Consider the following 14,720-nt stretch of genomic DNA (forward strand, 5'->3'; position numbering starts at 1 on the left):
AAACTATGATATTATCGATATAAATGTTTGAATTTAAGTCATTAAAGCAAACACAATTATTCTTATCTCGATTTGGCAATATCTATGATCATTTCAATTGTGTAAGGTGCTTGTGCTCTGCTAAAACCTTTCGAGTTTTAGTCACATGTCAATTTACCGAATGGTCTCTATTACCCGAGTTTCACCCAAAATTATAAATAAAAAATTAGTTATCAAATTTAAACTCATATTAGAAAGTTAATTTGACAGTACCTTTGGAATTTATATACACAATTAATCACCTCTTGAATTTTTTTAACAACGTAGACGTAATGTACTAACAACTGATGATATTGCAGCAATCACACAAGCAATAGAAAAAATATATACACCAAATTCTGCGTTGGTACTCTCCATTAATCCATTTAATAGCGCAATTACCATAGCTACCAAAGCAGCACCGATTGACTGCCCAGTCGTTCTGGCTGTAGATAATACTCCAGACGCTGTGACTGTTCGATTTTTTGAAACATTGCTAAACATTTCCTTATTATTTGGCGGGAGAAAAAAACCATAACCAACGCCACAAATGACCACTCGCCACAAGAAGTCACTCACTGTTGCAGCTTCCGATAACAAAGCTAATGAACCTAAACCTATACAAAAAAACATCACGCCAATAGTAGATATATGGGTAGGATTAAAACGGTTTGACAGTCTTCCTGCAATAGGTGCGCAACAAGCTACAGCTAGTGGCCACGGTGAAAAGATAAAAGCAGACTCTAGCACAGAATAGTTATAAGTATGTTGTAAAACAAAAGGTAAGCTTACCAACGCAATTCCTTGAGCAACAAACATAGATAGGGAAGAGAGCACCGCAAAAGTGTATCGGCGTGAACAAAATATATCAAGCGGTAATAAAGGATGCTTTGAACGAGTCTGGACAGCAATAAATAGGATAAATAAGATCGTTGAAACCACTGCGCAAAATATCAACGAATGATTTTCCCAGCTACCAATTTGATCAACTGTAATCACCATCAAGCCTAATGCTCCTGCCGAGCTAATTGCTCCTGCTAAATCAAAGCCTTTTTCATTTTCATTATCTTTCCCTAATGAGATAAACGAAAAGATTATAGCAAACCCTCCAAGTGGAATGTTGATATAAAAAAGCCATGGCCAAGATAAATAAGAAATAATAATTCCTCCTAATGCTGGGCCGACAGCCGTACCCACCGCAAATACCATCGCATTTAGCCCAAATATTGTCCCCAACTTATAAGGTGGAAATATAACTCTGTACAGCCCCAACCCAACGCTAATCATTACAGCGTAACTAATTCCTTGTAGTATCCGCATAGTGACCAGAGCACTAAAGGTTGGAGAAAGGCTACAACCTAAGGATGAGAGCGTAAATAAAATCATACCAGCTGTATAAAAACGCTTTTCACCAATCCTCGATCCAAGCGATGCACAAATTAGCATCGTGGCTGCGCTGGCAACCTGATAGCCGTTGATAATCCAAATACTAGATGCAGAATCAATTTGTAACGTACAAGCAATGGAGGGTAATGCAATATTAACAATGGAACCATCTAATGCTGACATTAGCACCCCTATCAAAATGGCCGCAGCTGCAAAATAGCGCCTTGGTACATCAAAACCTTGCTCAAGAATACTGCTATTACTTACCAACGACATATTTACAGGTCCTTTATTATAATGAAATTATGCGCAAAGAATTTTTGTCTCTAAACTTTTGCTTTCGAGAAAGGTCATCATTCCAAGAGTCAATACTTCTTCTGGCCTAGCTATTACTGGATTACGAGGAGCTTTCCATTCCTACTTGCTACCGTTGATACGAATATTTCTGAGAAAGCAGTAAGCGGTGAGGACATAAAATAGATTGTGCATACTTTCACTAATCAGCGGAAGCATACCCTTAATCCCTCCTAAGGTCTTAACCATAGAGATCTATCTATAATGGGAATGCCCTGACTGTTTTTGCTGAATTGCACACTATTCATCAATCTCGAAAAATCGGCATCAGAAGAGGCAGCTATCGCACACCCTATCGAATCTAACAAACAAAAATGTGCCATGCGGATCGCATCATTATCAGAAGTTGTTTGCTCGTAGGCATAATCAACCAGATTATTCATTACTCTATCAAACTTAGTGTGCACCATATTTTATCCTATTTACGAGTAGAAAGTTTCAATAATTAGCTGTAATTAACACTAGATAACGTATCAAAGTCTATTCGGTTTATCATGCAACTATTTGATTGTGTCACTATTACGTTATAGAATAGACAAACAATATTAATGCTAAAATCATAATTCTAAGAATAATAAAAAACCAGTGAATAAAATCGTGATGTACATCGAAAAGATTGATACCCTAATAATATTATGTTGGGACAAGCTCATGGAATAGAGTTGTTAGATATGAAGGTTTATTTTTAGCCTAGTACTATTTTTGCTGCAACTATCCTACAAAAGCCCTCTTCTGATAACTAAAAATATTGTTGAAATATTTATTCAACACTTAGAAGGAGAGTTAAAATGAAGCTAGATGAACTTCTGGCGTTCGTAACAGTTGTAGACACAGGGAATATAACCCAAGCCGCAGAACGCCTAAATCGAGTGCAATCTAGTATTTCTCATCGAATACGAAGTCTGGAGGAAAAGCTAGATGTTACATTATTAGATAGGAAAATCGAAGGATGTCTACCTACTACACAGGGTAAGATACTTTATGAATACGCACTTAAAATGCTGAACCTAGCGAATGATTGTAAAAATAACATTTCCTACTCCAAAGATGGTCAGTTGACCATAAGAATTGGAATAATTGAGTGCTTACCCCCCTATATAATTACTTCTTTGATTGATTTTGGTGAAGAGTTGGGTTGGAACATCGATATTTCAATAGGAAACACGATCAGTTTGCTCAACGCTTTTGATAAAAACGAATTTGATGCAGTCATCGTTGGAGCAGGTTTTTCTAACAAACGGCATACATGTTTCACATTACTCTCCAGCGAATTAGTGATTGTCACAGAAAAAAATCATTTACCAATCACAAATATATCTAGTCTAGACGGGGAAGTTTTTTTGTTAAGTAGTAAAAAATGTGCCACATCAACTCGCAATTTCAGTGTACTGTTTAATGAAGGTAACATTACGCCTAAACGAGTAATTGAATGTGGATCTTATCCTGTTTTGTTTTCAAACATAGCCACTGGCAAAGGGGTCTCGCTGGTTTTACGTTGCTCAATCAGTAATGAAATTAAGAACAAAATAAAAATTCATCAGCTAGCTAGAGAGTTTAATGATTTTAAAATTGAGCTTATCTACCGTGTTGATTGTCCCTATTTGGATACTGATAAATTCATTGATATGATGATATCAATATTCCAAGATCCTCGGTTGCACGATATCGGTTATTAACTGACCTGCACGCATGATACTAGCTCAGACTATGCTATTGAAATATTTTAACACGCAAACTGTTCCACATTGCTCAGATATTAAAGGAATGGGAGAGTATCTTATTGACACAATCCCTTTCTCTCACAATACTATTATCCAAATTCAGAATATAACATTTATTCCGTTTTCAAGAAGGTGTACGTATATTGACAAAGGTTCTTTCTCGAAACTTTGCCAAAATTATTTTTATCAGAGGGACTTCAAAGTATTTCCTTTAAGCGTTTGATATCCGAAGTTTCCATTCCGCCGTATTTTTCTCGTCATTTATAGAAAGTTGAATTACCCATGCCATATTTACGGCACAGCTCTTTAACGGGAATATCAGCTTCAGCTTCTTTTAAAATAGCGACGATTTGATGTTCAGTCATTTTTTTCATCATTAAATTCCCTTTTCTTTTATCATAGAGAATTTTCTACTTTTTTGCTGTACTATTTTAGGGGATAGTTACAATTGATAGCTTAAAAAATTATTAAATATGATTTGAAAAAACATTAGTTAATTAATCAGTAAGTACAATTTCATATCCTCTTTTAAGCTTTTGAATATAACCAAAACCTTCACATCCAAAATGAATCCCACCAACAAGAATGTGTTTAGAACTCACCATATCAAGGATGCGAATACGGGTTTCCGCTGCCAATTTAGGATCATAATCGAAAGCAATTGAGACATTCGGTTTTAAAAGTTGGATATGTGGAAAGTGGACAATATCACCCCAAATCAATAAACTACTATTTTCTCCCTCGACTTTATAACCAGTATGTCCTGGTGTATGCCCTTTTAATGGTAATGCATGTATACCAGCAAGAACCTCACCTTCATTAACTAACCGCAGATTTTCTTGATACTGTTTTAAAACATTGCGAGCAAAAATAAAATTACCTTTGACACGATCGCTGGAAGAAAAAAACTTTTTGTCATCTTTTAGATAATCATACTCATTTTGACTAATTACTAATTCTGCATTTGGAAATACTGCCTCTCCGTAGGAGTTGATCAAGCCACCTATATGATCGGGATGAGCATGTGTGAGTAATACGGCATCAATATCATTTGGTTTCACCCCAAGTTTAGCCAAATTATTTACTATCCTTCCTCCCCATCCTTTAAAACTACCTGCGCCACTATCAATTAAGATATTTTTACCTTTGTGTTGAACTAAAAAGGCATTAATGTGCACTGAATTAGGTTCATCTTGGCAGGCGTTTTGTTGAATGAAATAACACTCTGTCTCACTAATATTCGCCAGCATTCCAAAATCAACTTTTAAGTAGCCATCACTAACAGCAGTTACTTGTACCTCTCCAAGGTCCTTCATTGGCAATTTATCATTCATACAGTTACCTTTTAGTTTTTTGCGAAAATATTATTGGAATCATAAAGAAAGCAACGAATTCTCGCAATTACGCCGAACTTTTCTCTAATTAATAAATCAACCTGACGTGAGAATTCATTCATGACTGACTCACTACGAAAAACTTCTTGTCTAAGTTTAGCCTCAAAGTATACAGATTCCCCATAACCTACATCCGCAATTAGATAAGCTATATGGATATTATTATCTTTAGCTTTCAGAATCTCTTTGGTAAGTTTGGTCAAAGAAGTAGAAAAATCAGCAAAATCACAAGTTTCTAGGTGATGATCTGATGTTGTATAAATAGTAATACTGGGCATCGAATAACTTTTCCTATATGTAAGTATTTTAGTAATTGTGTGACTATATTATCCTTGATATTAATAAACGCATGCTTTTAATAACATCTAGATACCATTCCGAATTCGGCATCACTACTCCTTAGTTGATCAACATATCCAACCTGACTACCCGATAACGCTCGGTTAATCGCGGCATTTGCAAATCCCATAGGTGCAAATCCGTTCCCAGAAAGTGTAGAAGAATCAGCGTTGTTGCATTTTCAGGACCCTGTACATCATCGATATGCTGAGTTAATTTCAGTGGTCTAATAAACATTTATACCTCCATATAATTATTTTTACTTATATCATGTGGTTCCATATTGTTAATATTATTAGAATAATTTCTTTTCTTACGCTAATGGATAATTTCGATATCCGCATCGAAATGGTTGATGACCGGAAAAGAATTCATTAATTACAGTGGTACTGTCAAATTAATTTTTTCTGACTTTTTTAATAAACAGTTTAGCCGTTTTACTCTCTCTTTTTCTTGTATTAACAAATCAGAAGCAGATAATGTAAGATACTCTAACTGTGTTGATATTGCTGTTGTGCGCTTGAATCTATTGAGTGATGGAAGCATGATACATTACCCTCACAAGGGAAAGAGACGGGTGTCGCCGCCAAACAGGACTATTTCATTTGTATGTTTTTTACAAAAATCCACGAAAAAACTAGCCAACTATTTTTTAAACGGCTATACTTTTACCGTTATAGGAAAACAAGCTTATTAAATAAGCAGACAATTATAAAAAATCTAAATAAAACAAAATATTACTTGACAGGTAGACAATAATGCATTATCATTTCTGGCACAAGGCACAAGGCACAAGCACTGGCAAACCTACGATTTAAATTTATTAAATAATCCTCTTCGCCGAGTTTTTGCACGAAACTCATTTATATTTTCCAAATTATCTCTCAAATTACCCCGAAAACTCTTGTTGGTGTTGGGCGTGTTATTATTGCCATATTCATGGAGTTTAGAAGCATTAACTAGTAAAAATGGTCGCGTAAAAAATCATCGTAGTGATGCCATAATATTACCGTCGTTCGAAAACCCGTGTTTAAAATATGGTACAGACGGAGATGCAGGTTCAGTTGATTTATGGATATGGATATCGAATCCTGATTATTTTGAACCAAGTGCGCCATTGGTTTGTTATGCTCAACCTAATTTATCAAACGATTCCAGTAATAATACTGAATATAAAGATTTAGATGGTCCTGATTGGGTAAAAGGAAAAGGATTTGTACCACAAGATATAAACAATCCACAACGTAATTTCCCATCGACAGGAACAAATAATGTTTATTTTTATTTATTATTAGCAAACGTAACGCCCGAAGAGATTATCTCAGCTAATGGCGCTAGAGTATTCCCGGAATCAGGGAGTGGAGTTAGTTTAGCTTTATCATCTGCAATAACACCAGGTTGGGGAAAAGGCTCACGAGATGTAGCTTTAAAGATAGTACTAAAAGGACCAGTAAACAGTAGTGCTAATAAAAATTTTAGTCCCTCTACATTTAAGCTTTATTCAGATAGAGCCAAAAGTAACGTCTTGTATAGCTTTAAAATTGAAAGATGGTATATAGCACAAGGGGTTGGTATAAATGCTTCAGCTAGTAAGACAAAAGATTATTGCAATCAAATTGGTTATCGGATGCCGAGTGTTGCAGATTATACTAATGCAAATAATGATGATATTTGGACAGGAGGTATTCCTGGAAGAAATATCAATGGTTATCGCCGACAATTAAGCTATCGCGGAGGTAATGGCAAGTGGATTGGTGGACTAATTAATGAATGGGGAACTTTGTTTAATCATCCTAATCACTATTTAGGTCTTGACGACTGGGAAACTAAGCATCCTTATGATTGGTATTGGACAATCGATACATACAAGGGAAAATCAATTCGAGTCGATCTAGGGGATGGGGATTTAGGTTATGAATTAACTTTTAACCTATATAGAGCTGCTTGTGTTAAGCCTTAGTTAAATTTGTTTTATCTGTTCTGTAAATAGTTTGACTCCGTAACTTTTTATCGTGCTTATGGTACAAGGCGTCTGCAAGCAGAGCTGAGAAAGCAAGGCATAACCGTATCTCGACGCCGAATAGGTCGAATCATGGCGAAAAATGGCTGGGTTTCGAAATACACCTGTAAAAAATATTGTATTCATACAGAAAAAAGCAATGAATCGCTGGTAGGGAATGAACTGAATCGAGAATTTGATATAGGTCAACCACGAAAGATATTGGTGACCGATTTAACCTATGTAAGGGTTAAACAACGTTGGCACTACCTTTGTGTAATTGTTGATATCAGTAATCGAGAAATAGTGGGGCGAAGTGCTGGCAGGCATAAAACAGCGGCACTGGTCATGCAAGCTATGAGTCAAATTCCAATGAACTTACAGACGATTGAGTTGTTTCATTCTGATAGAGGAAAAGAGTTTGATAATCATTTGATTGATGAATGTTTAACAGCATTTGGAATTAAACGGTCGTTAAGTCGCAAAGGCTGCCCTATGATAATGCAATTGCAGAAAGCACATTCAAAGCAGTGAAAACAGAATTTGTGTCAAATACTATTTTTGATTCACTGGCGCAACTTAAATTGGAATTTAATCACTATGTGGATTGGTTTAATTATAATCGACTTCATTCAACATTAAATTACCAGTCGCCGATTGAATACAAAAGAAATCGATGACCTTATCTTTTTGGTACTAAAAAGTGTGGACATACCAATGATAAATTGTAGTTGCTGTGCCCACGTTTTACGTGCCTTTGTGGGCACTAAAGCTTTTTTATAATTTCTTCTTGAAGCTGGGATTTTAAACTCAGTTCGGCAAATATCTGCTTAAGCTTGCGGTTTTCAGCCTCCAGCTCCTTTAAGCGTTTGATATCCGAAGTTTCCATTCCGCCGTATTTTTCCCGCCATTTATAGAAAGTTGAATTACCCATGCTATATTTACGGCACAGTTCTTTAACGGGAATACCCGCTTCAGCTTCTTTTAAAATAGCCACGATTTGAGTTCAGTCATTTTTTTCATAATTAATCCCCCTTTACTTTTATCATAGAGAATTTTCTACTTTTTTGCTGTACTCTTTTAGGGGATGGTTACAGTATTTGATGAAAAATACAAAATAATTCAAGTATATTTCGGTGGGCGTTTAAATAGTGGATTTAAGTGGACTTCTATGGACAACTGTGGAATTTGCCACAATAAGAAGATGGCGGAAGCGCAGAGATTCGAACTCTGGGAGGGTCGCCCCTCGCCGGTTTTCAAGACCGGTGCTTTCAACCGCTCAGCCACACTTCCGCAATGGCTGTGAATATTAAAGTAGACTTGCTTATTTGTAAATAGCTATTTTAATTTTTTTTATCGTTTGCTTTAAATTTCATCAAATTTCGAAGAAATTAAACAAACAATAACGTATTCGCCTGCAAAATTAGTGTTGGATTTTGATTAATTGAGTATAATACAACGCAAATAAAATAACGTACTTTGAAAAAATGTTAGAGCAGATAGAAACTGATGAGAAAGGCTATTTAAAAAATTGGCAGGATTGGACTGTTGATTTGGTTCCAGAATTGGCATCCAAAGAGTCCATTGAATTAACCGATGCCCATTGGGAGGTTATTTTATTTGTTCGTGATTTTTACTTAGAATATAAAACCTCACCAGCTATTCGAGCTTTAGTCAAAGCAATGGAAAAAAAGTTTGGTGCAGAAAAGGGTAATAGTCGTTATTTGTATAAATTATTTCCAGACGGTCCTGCTAAACAAGCAACTAAACTTGCAGGCTTACCAAAACCAGTTAAATGCATATAGATAAAGGATAATACTAAATTCATGAGAAGATGGAAGCTACCTTTATTGTTATTAGCTGTACTGGGTTATCTGCAATATTCTTTATGGTATGGCAAAAATAATGTGTACGATTATCAAGATAATGTAGAAATGTTAGTCAATTTGCGTGCCGATAATGAGAAGTTAAAGACTCGTAACGAACAGATGTTTGCTGAAATTAACGATTTGCAACGTGGCTATGAAGCAATAGAAGAGCGTGCTCGTAGTCATTTGGGTATGGTTAAACCTGATGAATATTTTTATCGAATTATAATTGATTCGGATACTAAAAAACGATAATGCATAACTTGAATAATCTTAATGATATCATTGCTATTGTACCGGCAGCAGGAGTTGGTTGCCGTATGAATAGTCAAATCCCTAAACAATATCTAAAAGTTGGTTCGAAGACCGTTTTAGAACATACTCTAAATAAATTATTAACGCATCCTCAAATCGCTCAAGTTATTGTTGTGATTAGCTCAGAAGATAATATATTTAATACCCTTTCAATTGCTCAGCACGATAAGATTAAAGTTGCTTTAGGTGGCAAAACTCGAGCTGATTCTGTTTTAGCCGGATTAAAATTGCTAAATGATGAACAGTGGGCTTTAGTTCATGATGCGGCAAGACCTTGTGTGACTCATTGTGATATTACTCGGCTGATTGAAACAGTAACAACTAAAAAACAAGGCGGTATATTAGCCACTCGTGTTAGTGATACGATTAAGCGAGCTTGTCAAAATAATGATACCATTATTGATTCTTCTGAAGATCGGAATTATTTATGGGGCGCTGCTACTCCTCAACTGTTTAATGCTGGCGAACTAAAATCATGTTTGCAACAAGCTCTAAATGATCATGTTGCCATCACTGACGAAGCTTCAGCCATTGAGTATTGTGGTGGGCATCCTTTATTAATTGAGTGTCGTGGGGATAATATAAAAATAACCCGTCCTGAAGATTTAGCATTGGCTACTTTTTATTTAACTAAGCAGATTCTAAATAGGTAAAAGTATGAGAATAGGTCATGGATTTGATGTTCATAAGTTTGGTGGAGAGGGTCCTATAACTCTTGCTGGGGTAAAAATTCCTTATCAATATGGTCTTGTTGCTCACTCTGATGGTGATGTTGTGTTACATGCAATAACCGATGCTTTAATTGGCGCATTGGCATTAGGTGACATCGGTAAGCTATTTCCTGATACAGATCCTAAATATAAGGGTATAGATAGTCGAATATTATTGAAAGAGGTGTATACCCTTGTTCAAGCTAAAGGTTATGAATTAGTTAATTTAGATACTACTATTATTGCCCAAGAACCTAAAATGCGTCCGCATGTTGATCAAATGCGAGTTAATATAGCAGAAGATCTGAAAGTTCATTTTGATCAAATTAGTGTAAAGGCAACAACAACTGAACAATTAGGCTTTACTGGGCGTAAAGAAGGTATTGCTTGCCAAGCGGTAGTGTTATTAAGTAAAAAATCCGAAACAGTTTAAATTATACAATAGGCAATAATAGTGTTAGCACAACTTAATTATTTATATGGCAAACCGACCACTAAAGGACAATACAAGCAACAATACGAAGATTTTAATGTGACAGAAGATCTTGGCTTTGAGTTGACTGGTGAAGGCGAACATGTTTTAGTTTTTTTGCAAAAACGTGATTGTAATACCATTTTCGTGGCTGAGCAGTTGGCTAAATATGTGGGAATTTCAACCAAGCTAGTAAGTTATGCCGGTTTGAAAGATCGCCAAGCGGTGACTGAGCAGTGGTTCAGTTTACATATGCCAGGTCAACAAACACCAGACTTTTCAGCATTTAATTTGGCGGGTTGTAAAATATTAAAAGTCACGCGACATAATAAAAAATTAAAAATTGGCGCATTAAAAGGTAATTATTTTAAAATAATTTTAAAATCGTTAAATAGTCAATCTGAAATTGAATCTAAATTAGCATTAATCAAACAGCATGGCGTGCCTAATTATTTTGGTGAGCAGCGTTTTGGTCGCGATGAAAATAATATTACTCAGGCTATAAAATGGGCCAATGGCGAAATTTCGGTTAAGGATCGAAAAAAACGTAGCTTTTATCTTTCTGCGGCGCGAAGTGCGATTTTTAATAATATTGTCAGTCAACGCATTACCCAAAGTTTGCATCAAACCGTGCTCAATGGCGATATATTACAATTAGCGCATCGTGGTAGCTGGTTTATTGCTCAAGCAGGCGAATTAGTTCAGTTACAAATGCGTTTAGAACAAGGCGAGATCAATATTACTGCACCAATGGTGGGGGATTCACCACTAGGTACATTATTTGATGCGCTGGAGTTTGAGCAAAAATGTTTAGAAAGTTGGTCTGAATTTAATGATCTATTTAAAAAAGAGCGAGTAGCAACAGCAAGACGGTCAATATTGTTACGAGCAGAGCAGCTTAATTGGCAATGGTTAGATGAGCATAGTCTCGAACTCAATTTTTATTTGCCATCAGGTTGTTATGCAACAAGTGTGATACGTGAACTAATAATAGAAAATGAGTAGCCCAAATGCAAAATCTAAAAATGCAATCCCTAATTGAATTCTTACGGCAACAAGGAATAAAAGACGAGCGCGTTTTAGATGCTATTGCGTCAATTCCTCGTGAATATTTTGTTGATGAGGCGCTTTCGCATCAAGCTTACGATAATCGTCCATTGCCAATAGGAAGCGGTCAAACTATTTCTCAGCCTTATATCGTAGCAAAGATGACTGAACTATTAAAATTAGAGCCTAATTCAAAAGTACTTGAAATTGGAACAGGGTCGGGATATCAAACGGCTGTTTTAGCAAAGTTAGTCGAAAATGTCTGCTCGGTAGAACGAATAAAAAGTCTACAATGGAATACCAAACGCCGTTTAAAGCAACTTGATATTCATAACATTGCAACACGCCATGGTGATGGTTGGTTAGGTTGGCCTGAACGTGGACCATTTGATGGTATCATTGTTACAGCCGCCGCATCTGAAGTGCCACAAAGCTTACTAGAACAGTTAGCCGATAAAGGACGTTTAGTTATCCCTGTTGGCGAAAATAAACAGGTTTTACAATTAATTGAGCGTGATGGCGATAATTTTGTAGCTAAAAATATGGGCGAGGTTATATTCGTGCCTTTGGTTAAAGGGGATGTTGAATAATTAGACTGCATCTCAAATAAAAAATAGAAAATAAAGCACTTATTTTCTATTTTTATACTTAAACACAGTCTTTCCTGAAACTTTTTAACAAAATTGGAATATTTATTCTGGCTGCTCAGAGCGTTTCCATTCACAAATTCCATAAATGGCATTAAACAGGTAGATTAAATATTGTGTTGCGATAATGATATTGTCGGTATAGATATTTAAACCAATTACCAGTACATTTAATATAACCCATAAATACCAGTTAAACGCATATCGCATCATCAATAATAATTGAGCAACAATACCTAGACCAAATATAAAACAGTTAGTTATGAGCTGGTAGGTTGTATTGGTTGCACCAATTTTATCCGTTAAATAAATATTAATAAAAGCGGCAATAATAAGAAATATGATTGTATATAAAAATGTGGTTTCATTAAGTGAGCGAACTTTAACGTTTTTATTATTATCAAGGTTCTTTTGCCAAGTGAATAAACCATAGATGTGTGAACAAAAATAGTAGACAGGCGGTAGTCCTGCACCAATATTGCCGCCAAGAATATTTGCACAACATTCTGCAACAACGGCAAACATACCTAATACATTTCCCATGTTTTTACGTTTTGCTAATAAGATAACGCATAGCAGACCGCAAAAAGCGCCTATGTAAGAAGTAGCATAGCGTAAATCAAATTCAGTAAATGGGTCAGTGTATAAAAATGCTAGTGTTACACATAATATACAAAAAAATGGATAGAATTTATTACGTCCAATTAAAATGGCAAGATTGCTTAATTTATTCATAATTTATTACTCTTCATCATTAATAAGTTGATTAACTAGTTCAATGCAGCGTAAATAACGTTCTTCGTAATCGGGCGATTCTATTTCTATATATTTGATATTATTTTTTTCTAATAACGTTATTAATAGTTTTTGAAAATCTTTACGTTGTTTTGGACTGCCTAAATGACGTAAACCATCAGCGACCCATGGCGTGTTATTGCCGAGTAAAATTACTAAATCAAAACGATAGTTATTGATCATAGCTTGTAAAAATGGATGTTCTTTACCTTCATATTTTTTACAAAAAGCTTGAGTTGTCACAAAATCGGTATCAATAAACGAAACTTTATTGGCATGTTTTATGGCAAAATCGATATATTGTGCATGCCCTAATGCGATTTTATCGTAGTCAGCATACTGTAATGCGCGTTCGTCCCCGCCAAGTTGAGAAAATACATAATCCCGACCATATTCCCATGCACTGGTTGTGTTAAATACGTTTGCTAGTTTATTAACTAAAGTTGATTTACCACTAGATTCTCCCCCTAAGATGGCAACGGTTCTAACAAAAAAAGGTCTAACTTCGGTTGGAATGTATTGCCAGTTTTTCAGCGGTGCTTGACGGATTTGAGTACCACTTATTTGCATAAATTGTCGTTTTGGATCAATTAAGACAGTTTCTAGATCAAACAAATCTTTATACATAGCGACATCTTGCGGTTCACTTGAGTAAACATAATCTGGTTTTATGCCTTTTTCTTGAAATAGTTTCTTTACTCGTTCACTCCACTCATGCCAGCCATTTGGGTAAGCTGGAATGCCGTCTTCTTCTAATAATTCAATGTGGATATTTTTTTGATATTTAAAAGTTTGCAGTAGCCAACGAATTCTATCATTAATAGTTGGTTGGCGAGACATAGCACTTTGTTTAAAAAGCGCTTCGTCGCGTTGAGTATCAGAGCAAAGAATAACATATAACTCATCAACCTGACTAATTGCTCGCTGAATAAGATAAATATGCCCAGTATGTAAAGGATAAAATTTGCCAAAAATCACCCCTACTTTTTTATTTTTGTTTGGTTCTTCAATTTGTAAATATTGATGGAGTGATTGTAATTTTTGTGCGCTCGGATTTTTAATTTTATCATTAATGAGTTGACTAAGATAACCTTTAGTCATTTGGCAAGCATCGGCGACAGTTTGTAAAGATATATTCTTACGTTTGATTGCTTTTTTTAGATAACTGAAGTTACTCATGGAGTCTCCTTATTTTGTTTTTTATTTTAAACAAAATATAAATCATTTTTATTTTTTGTTCAATATATTAAACGAAAAATAATTTATTTTTTTACAACTATGCTAAAATTAATAGCAATTAAACAGATAGAATAATTACTTTATTACCATTGTTAGAGAGAATCATGTGCCATTTAACTTATAACATAATTATTTTTAAATAGTTATGAATTAGTTTTTATTTCAAAGGAACTATATGAAAATTCAGGAATTAGCTTTTTTAATTGCATTTGCTTCTAGCAGTGTTTTTACAAACAATAATGTAACACTTAATAAAGTCAAGTTTTTTTTGCAAGGTGCAGAATTACAAGGGCAATCAAAAGTATTGTTGACCAAAGGTGAAAATAAAAATCTTAACTTAAGTTTTAAACTGACTTATCCAAAAGATAAAGTTAACGATATAATTGGCTTATAAATAAGTTAATAACAGAAATAGA

General features: G+C 35.1%; 19 protein-coding genes, 1 tRNA gene and 3 pseudogenes. 13 read left to right on the plus strand and 10 right to left on the minus strand.

Annotation, left to right across the window (positions count from 1 at the left end; genetic code table 11):
* Positions 1-294: 294 nt before the first annotated feature.
* Complete coding sequence (locus tag GYW75_RS08455) at positions 295-1,680, minus strand: MFS transporter (RefSeq protein ID WP_174799033.1); 1,386 nt, start codon at positions 1,678-1,680, stop codon at positions 295-297.
* Between the two features lie 251 nt (positions 1,681-1,931).
* The gene (locus GYW75_RS08460; RefSeq protein ID WP_174799034.1) at positions 1,932-2,168 is read right to left on the minus strand and encodes a hypothetical protein; all 237 of its coding nucleotides are present in this window, start codon (positions 2,166-2,168) and stop codon (positions 1,932-1,934) included.
* 378 nt (positions 2,169-2,546) lie between these two features.
* Between GYW75_RS08460 and GYW75_RS08465 the strand changes: the two genes are divergently transcribed.
* A complete protein-coding gene (locus tag GYW75_RS08465; RefSeq protein ID WP_065590833.1) occupies positions 2,547-3,434 on the plus strand; it encodes a LysR family transcriptional regulator in 888 nt (295 codons plus the stop codon).
* 302 nt (positions 3,435-3,736) lie between these two features.
* Here GYW75_RS08465 and GYW75_RS12645 read toward each other — a convergent pair whose 3' ends face one another.
* The 4 genes and pseudogenes from GYW75_RS12645 to GYW75_RS12790 all read right to left on the minus strand — a co-directional run.
* Positions 3,737-3,856: a transposase gene (locus tag GYW75_RS12645; protein ID WP_141671687.1), complete on the minus strand. Its 120-nt coding sequence runs from the start codon at positions 3,854-3,856 to the stop codon at positions 3,737-3,739.
* Positions 3,857-3,976: 120 nt separating this feature from the next.
* Positions 3,977-4,813 carry an MBL fold metallo-hydrolase gene (locus GYW75_RS08475; RefSeq protein ID WP_174799035.1) on the minus strand — a complete coding sequence of 279 codons (837 nt, stop codon included), beginning with the start codon at positions 4,811-4,813 and terminating at the stop codon, positions 3,977-3,979.
* Positions 4,814-4,824: 11 nt separating this feature from the next.
* Positions 4,825-5,151 carry a hypothetical protein gene (locus GYW75_RS08480; RefSeq protein WP_065590835.1) on the minus strand — a complete coding sequence of 109 codons (327 nt, stop codon included), beginning with the start codon at positions 5,149-5,151 and terminating at the stop codon, positions 4,825-4,827.
* Positions 5,152-5,284: 133 nt separating this feature from the next.
* Positions 5,285-5,449, minus strand: a pseudogene (locus GYW75_RS12790) (alpha/beta fold hydrolase); the annotation flags it as partial.
* Positions 5,450-5,567: 118 nt separating this feature from the next.
* Between GYW75_RS12790 and GYW75_RS08485 the strand changes: the two are divergent.
* The 5 genes and pseudogenes from GYW75_RS08485 to GYW75_RS12795 all read left to right on the plus strand — a co-directional run bounded on the left by GYW75_RS08485 (position 5,568) and on the right by GYW75_RS12795 (position 7,891).
* A complete protein-coding gene (locus GYW75_RS08485) occupies positions 5,568-5,909 on the plus strand; it encodes a hypothetical protein (RefSeq protein ID WP_174799036.1) in 342 nt (113 codons plus the stop codon).
* A gap of 222 nt (positions 5,910-6,131) precedes the next feature.
* On the plus strand, positions 6,132-7,172 hold the full coding sequence (locus GYW75_RS08490) for a hypothetical protein (protein WP_174799037.1): 1,041 nt from the start codon (positions 6,132-6,134) through the stop codon (positions 7,170-7,172).
* Between the two features lie 60 nt (positions 7,173-7,232).
* Positions 7,233-7,325: pseudogene (locus GYW75_RS12565) on the plus strand (IS3 family transposase); the annotation flags it as partial.
* On the plus strand, positions 7,305-7,745 hold the full coding sequence (locus tag GYW75_RS12280; RefSeq protein WP_194240456.1) for a DDE-type integrase/transposase/recombinase: 441 nt from the start codon (positions 7,305-7,307) through the stop codon (positions 7,743-7,745). The pseudogene GYW75_RS12565 and the gene GYW75_RS12280, both read left to right, overlap by 21 nt.
* Before the next feature lie 11 nt (positions 7,746-7,756).
* A complete protein-coding gene (locus GYW75_RS12795) occupies positions 7,757-7,891 on the plus strand; it encodes an IS3 family transposase (protein WP_160409289.1) in 135 nt (44 codons plus the stop codon).
* A 92-nt stretch (positions 7,892-7,983) separates the two neighbouring features.
* Here the strand turns inward: GYW75_RS12795 and GYW75_RS08505 are convergent.
* Together GYW75_RS08505 and GYW75_RS08510 are read right to left on the minus strand one after the other, a co-directional pair.
* Positions 7,984-8,211 (minus strand): annotated as a pseudogene (locus GYW75_RS08505) (transposase); the annotation flags it as partial.
* Between the two features lie 205 nt (positions 8,212-8,416).
* A tRNA-Ser gene (locus GYW75_RS08510) sits at positions 8,417-8,504 on the minus strand.
* A 194-nt stretch (positions 8,505-8,698) separates the two neighbouring features.
* Here GYW75_RS08510 and GYW75_RS08515 point away from each other — a divergent pair.
* Genes GYW75_RS08515 through GYW75_RS08540 form a run of 6 tightly spaced genes read left to right on the plus strand, consistent with a single transcriptional unit; the run spans position 8,699 to position 12,213 of the window.
* Positions 8,699-9,016, plus strand: a complete 318-nt coding sequence (locus GYW75_RS08515; RefSeq protein ID WP_034910032.1) for a TusE/DsrC/DsvC family sulfur relay protein — start codon at positions 8,699-8,701, stop codon at positions 9,014-9,016.
* Between the two features lie 21 nt (positions 9,017-9,037).
* On the plus strand, positions 9,038-9,334 hold the full coding sequence (ftsB, locus tag GYW75_RS08520; protein WP_065590839.1) for a cell division protein FtsB: 297 nt from the start codon (positions 9,038-9,040) through the stop codon (positions 9,332-9,334).
* Positions 9,334-10,047 (plus strand): 2-C-methyl-D-erythritol 4-phosphate cytidylyltransferase, encoded by a 714-nt coding sequence (gene ispD / locus GYW75_RS08525; protein ID WP_174799039.1) that lies wholly within the window; start codon positions 9,334-9,336, stop codon positions 10,045-10,047. The genes ftsB and ispD overlap by 1 nt, the downstream gene beginning before the upstream one ends.
* 4 nt (positions 10,048-10,051) lie before the next feature.
* Positions 10,052-10,537, plus strand: a complete 486-nt coding sequence (gene ispF / locus GYW75_RS08530) for a 2-C-methyl-D-erythritol 2,4-cyclodiphosphate synthase (RefSeq protein WP_174799040.1) — start codon at positions 10,052-10,054, stop codon at positions 10,535-10,537.
* An 18-nt stretch (positions 10,538-10,555) separates the two neighbouring features.
* Positions 10,556-11,581, plus strand: coding sequence for a tRNA pseudouridine(13) synthase TruD (gene truD / locus GYW75_RS08535; RefSeq protein WP_174799157.1), 1,026 nt, complete (start codon positions 10,556-10,558; stop codon positions 11,579-11,581).
* Between the two features lie 5 nt (positions 11,582-11,586).
* Complete coding sequence (locus GYW75_RS08540) at positions 11,587-12,213, plus strand: protein-L-isoaspartate(D-aspartate) O-methyltransferase (RefSeq protein WP_174799041.1); 627 nt, start codon at positions 11,587-11,589, stop codon at positions 12,211-12,213.
* Positions 12,214-12,315: 102 nt separating this feature from the next.
* Here the strand turns inward: GYW75_RS08540 and pnuC are convergent, their stop codons facing one another.
* On the minus strand, positions 12,316-13,005 hold the full coding sequence (pnuC, locus tag GYW75_RS08545; RefSeq protein ID WP_174799042.1) for a nicotinamide riboside transporter PnuC: 690 nt from the start codon (positions 13,003-13,005) through the stop codon (positions 12,316-12,318).
* A gap of 6 nt (positions 13,006-13,011) precedes the next feature.
* Positions 13,012-14,244: a multifunctional transcriptional regulator/nicotinamide-nucleotide adenylyltransferase/ribosylnicotinamide kinase NadR gene (nadR, locus tag GYW75_RS08550; RefSeq protein WP_174799043.1), complete on the minus strand. Its 1,233-nt coding sequence runs from the start codon at positions 14,242-14,244 to the stop codon at positions 13,012-13,014.
* A 235-nt stretch (positions 14,245-14,479) separates the two neighbouring features.
* On the opposite strand from nadR, the gene GYW75_RS08555 reads away from it, so the two are divergent.
* Positions 14,480-14,698: a hypothetical protein gene (locus GYW75_RS08555; protein ID WP_174799044.1), complete on the plus strand. Its 219-nt coding sequence runs from the start codon at positions 14,480-14,482 to the stop codon at positions 14,696-14,698.
* The last annotated feature ends 22 nt before the right edge of the window (positions 14,699-14,720 follow it).

The organism is Gilliamella sp. ESL0232, from assembly GCF_013346885.1.
GTDB classification, from domain to species: Bacteria; Pseudomonadota; Gammaproteobacteria; order Enterobacterales; family Orbaceae; genus Gilliamella; species Gilliamella bombi.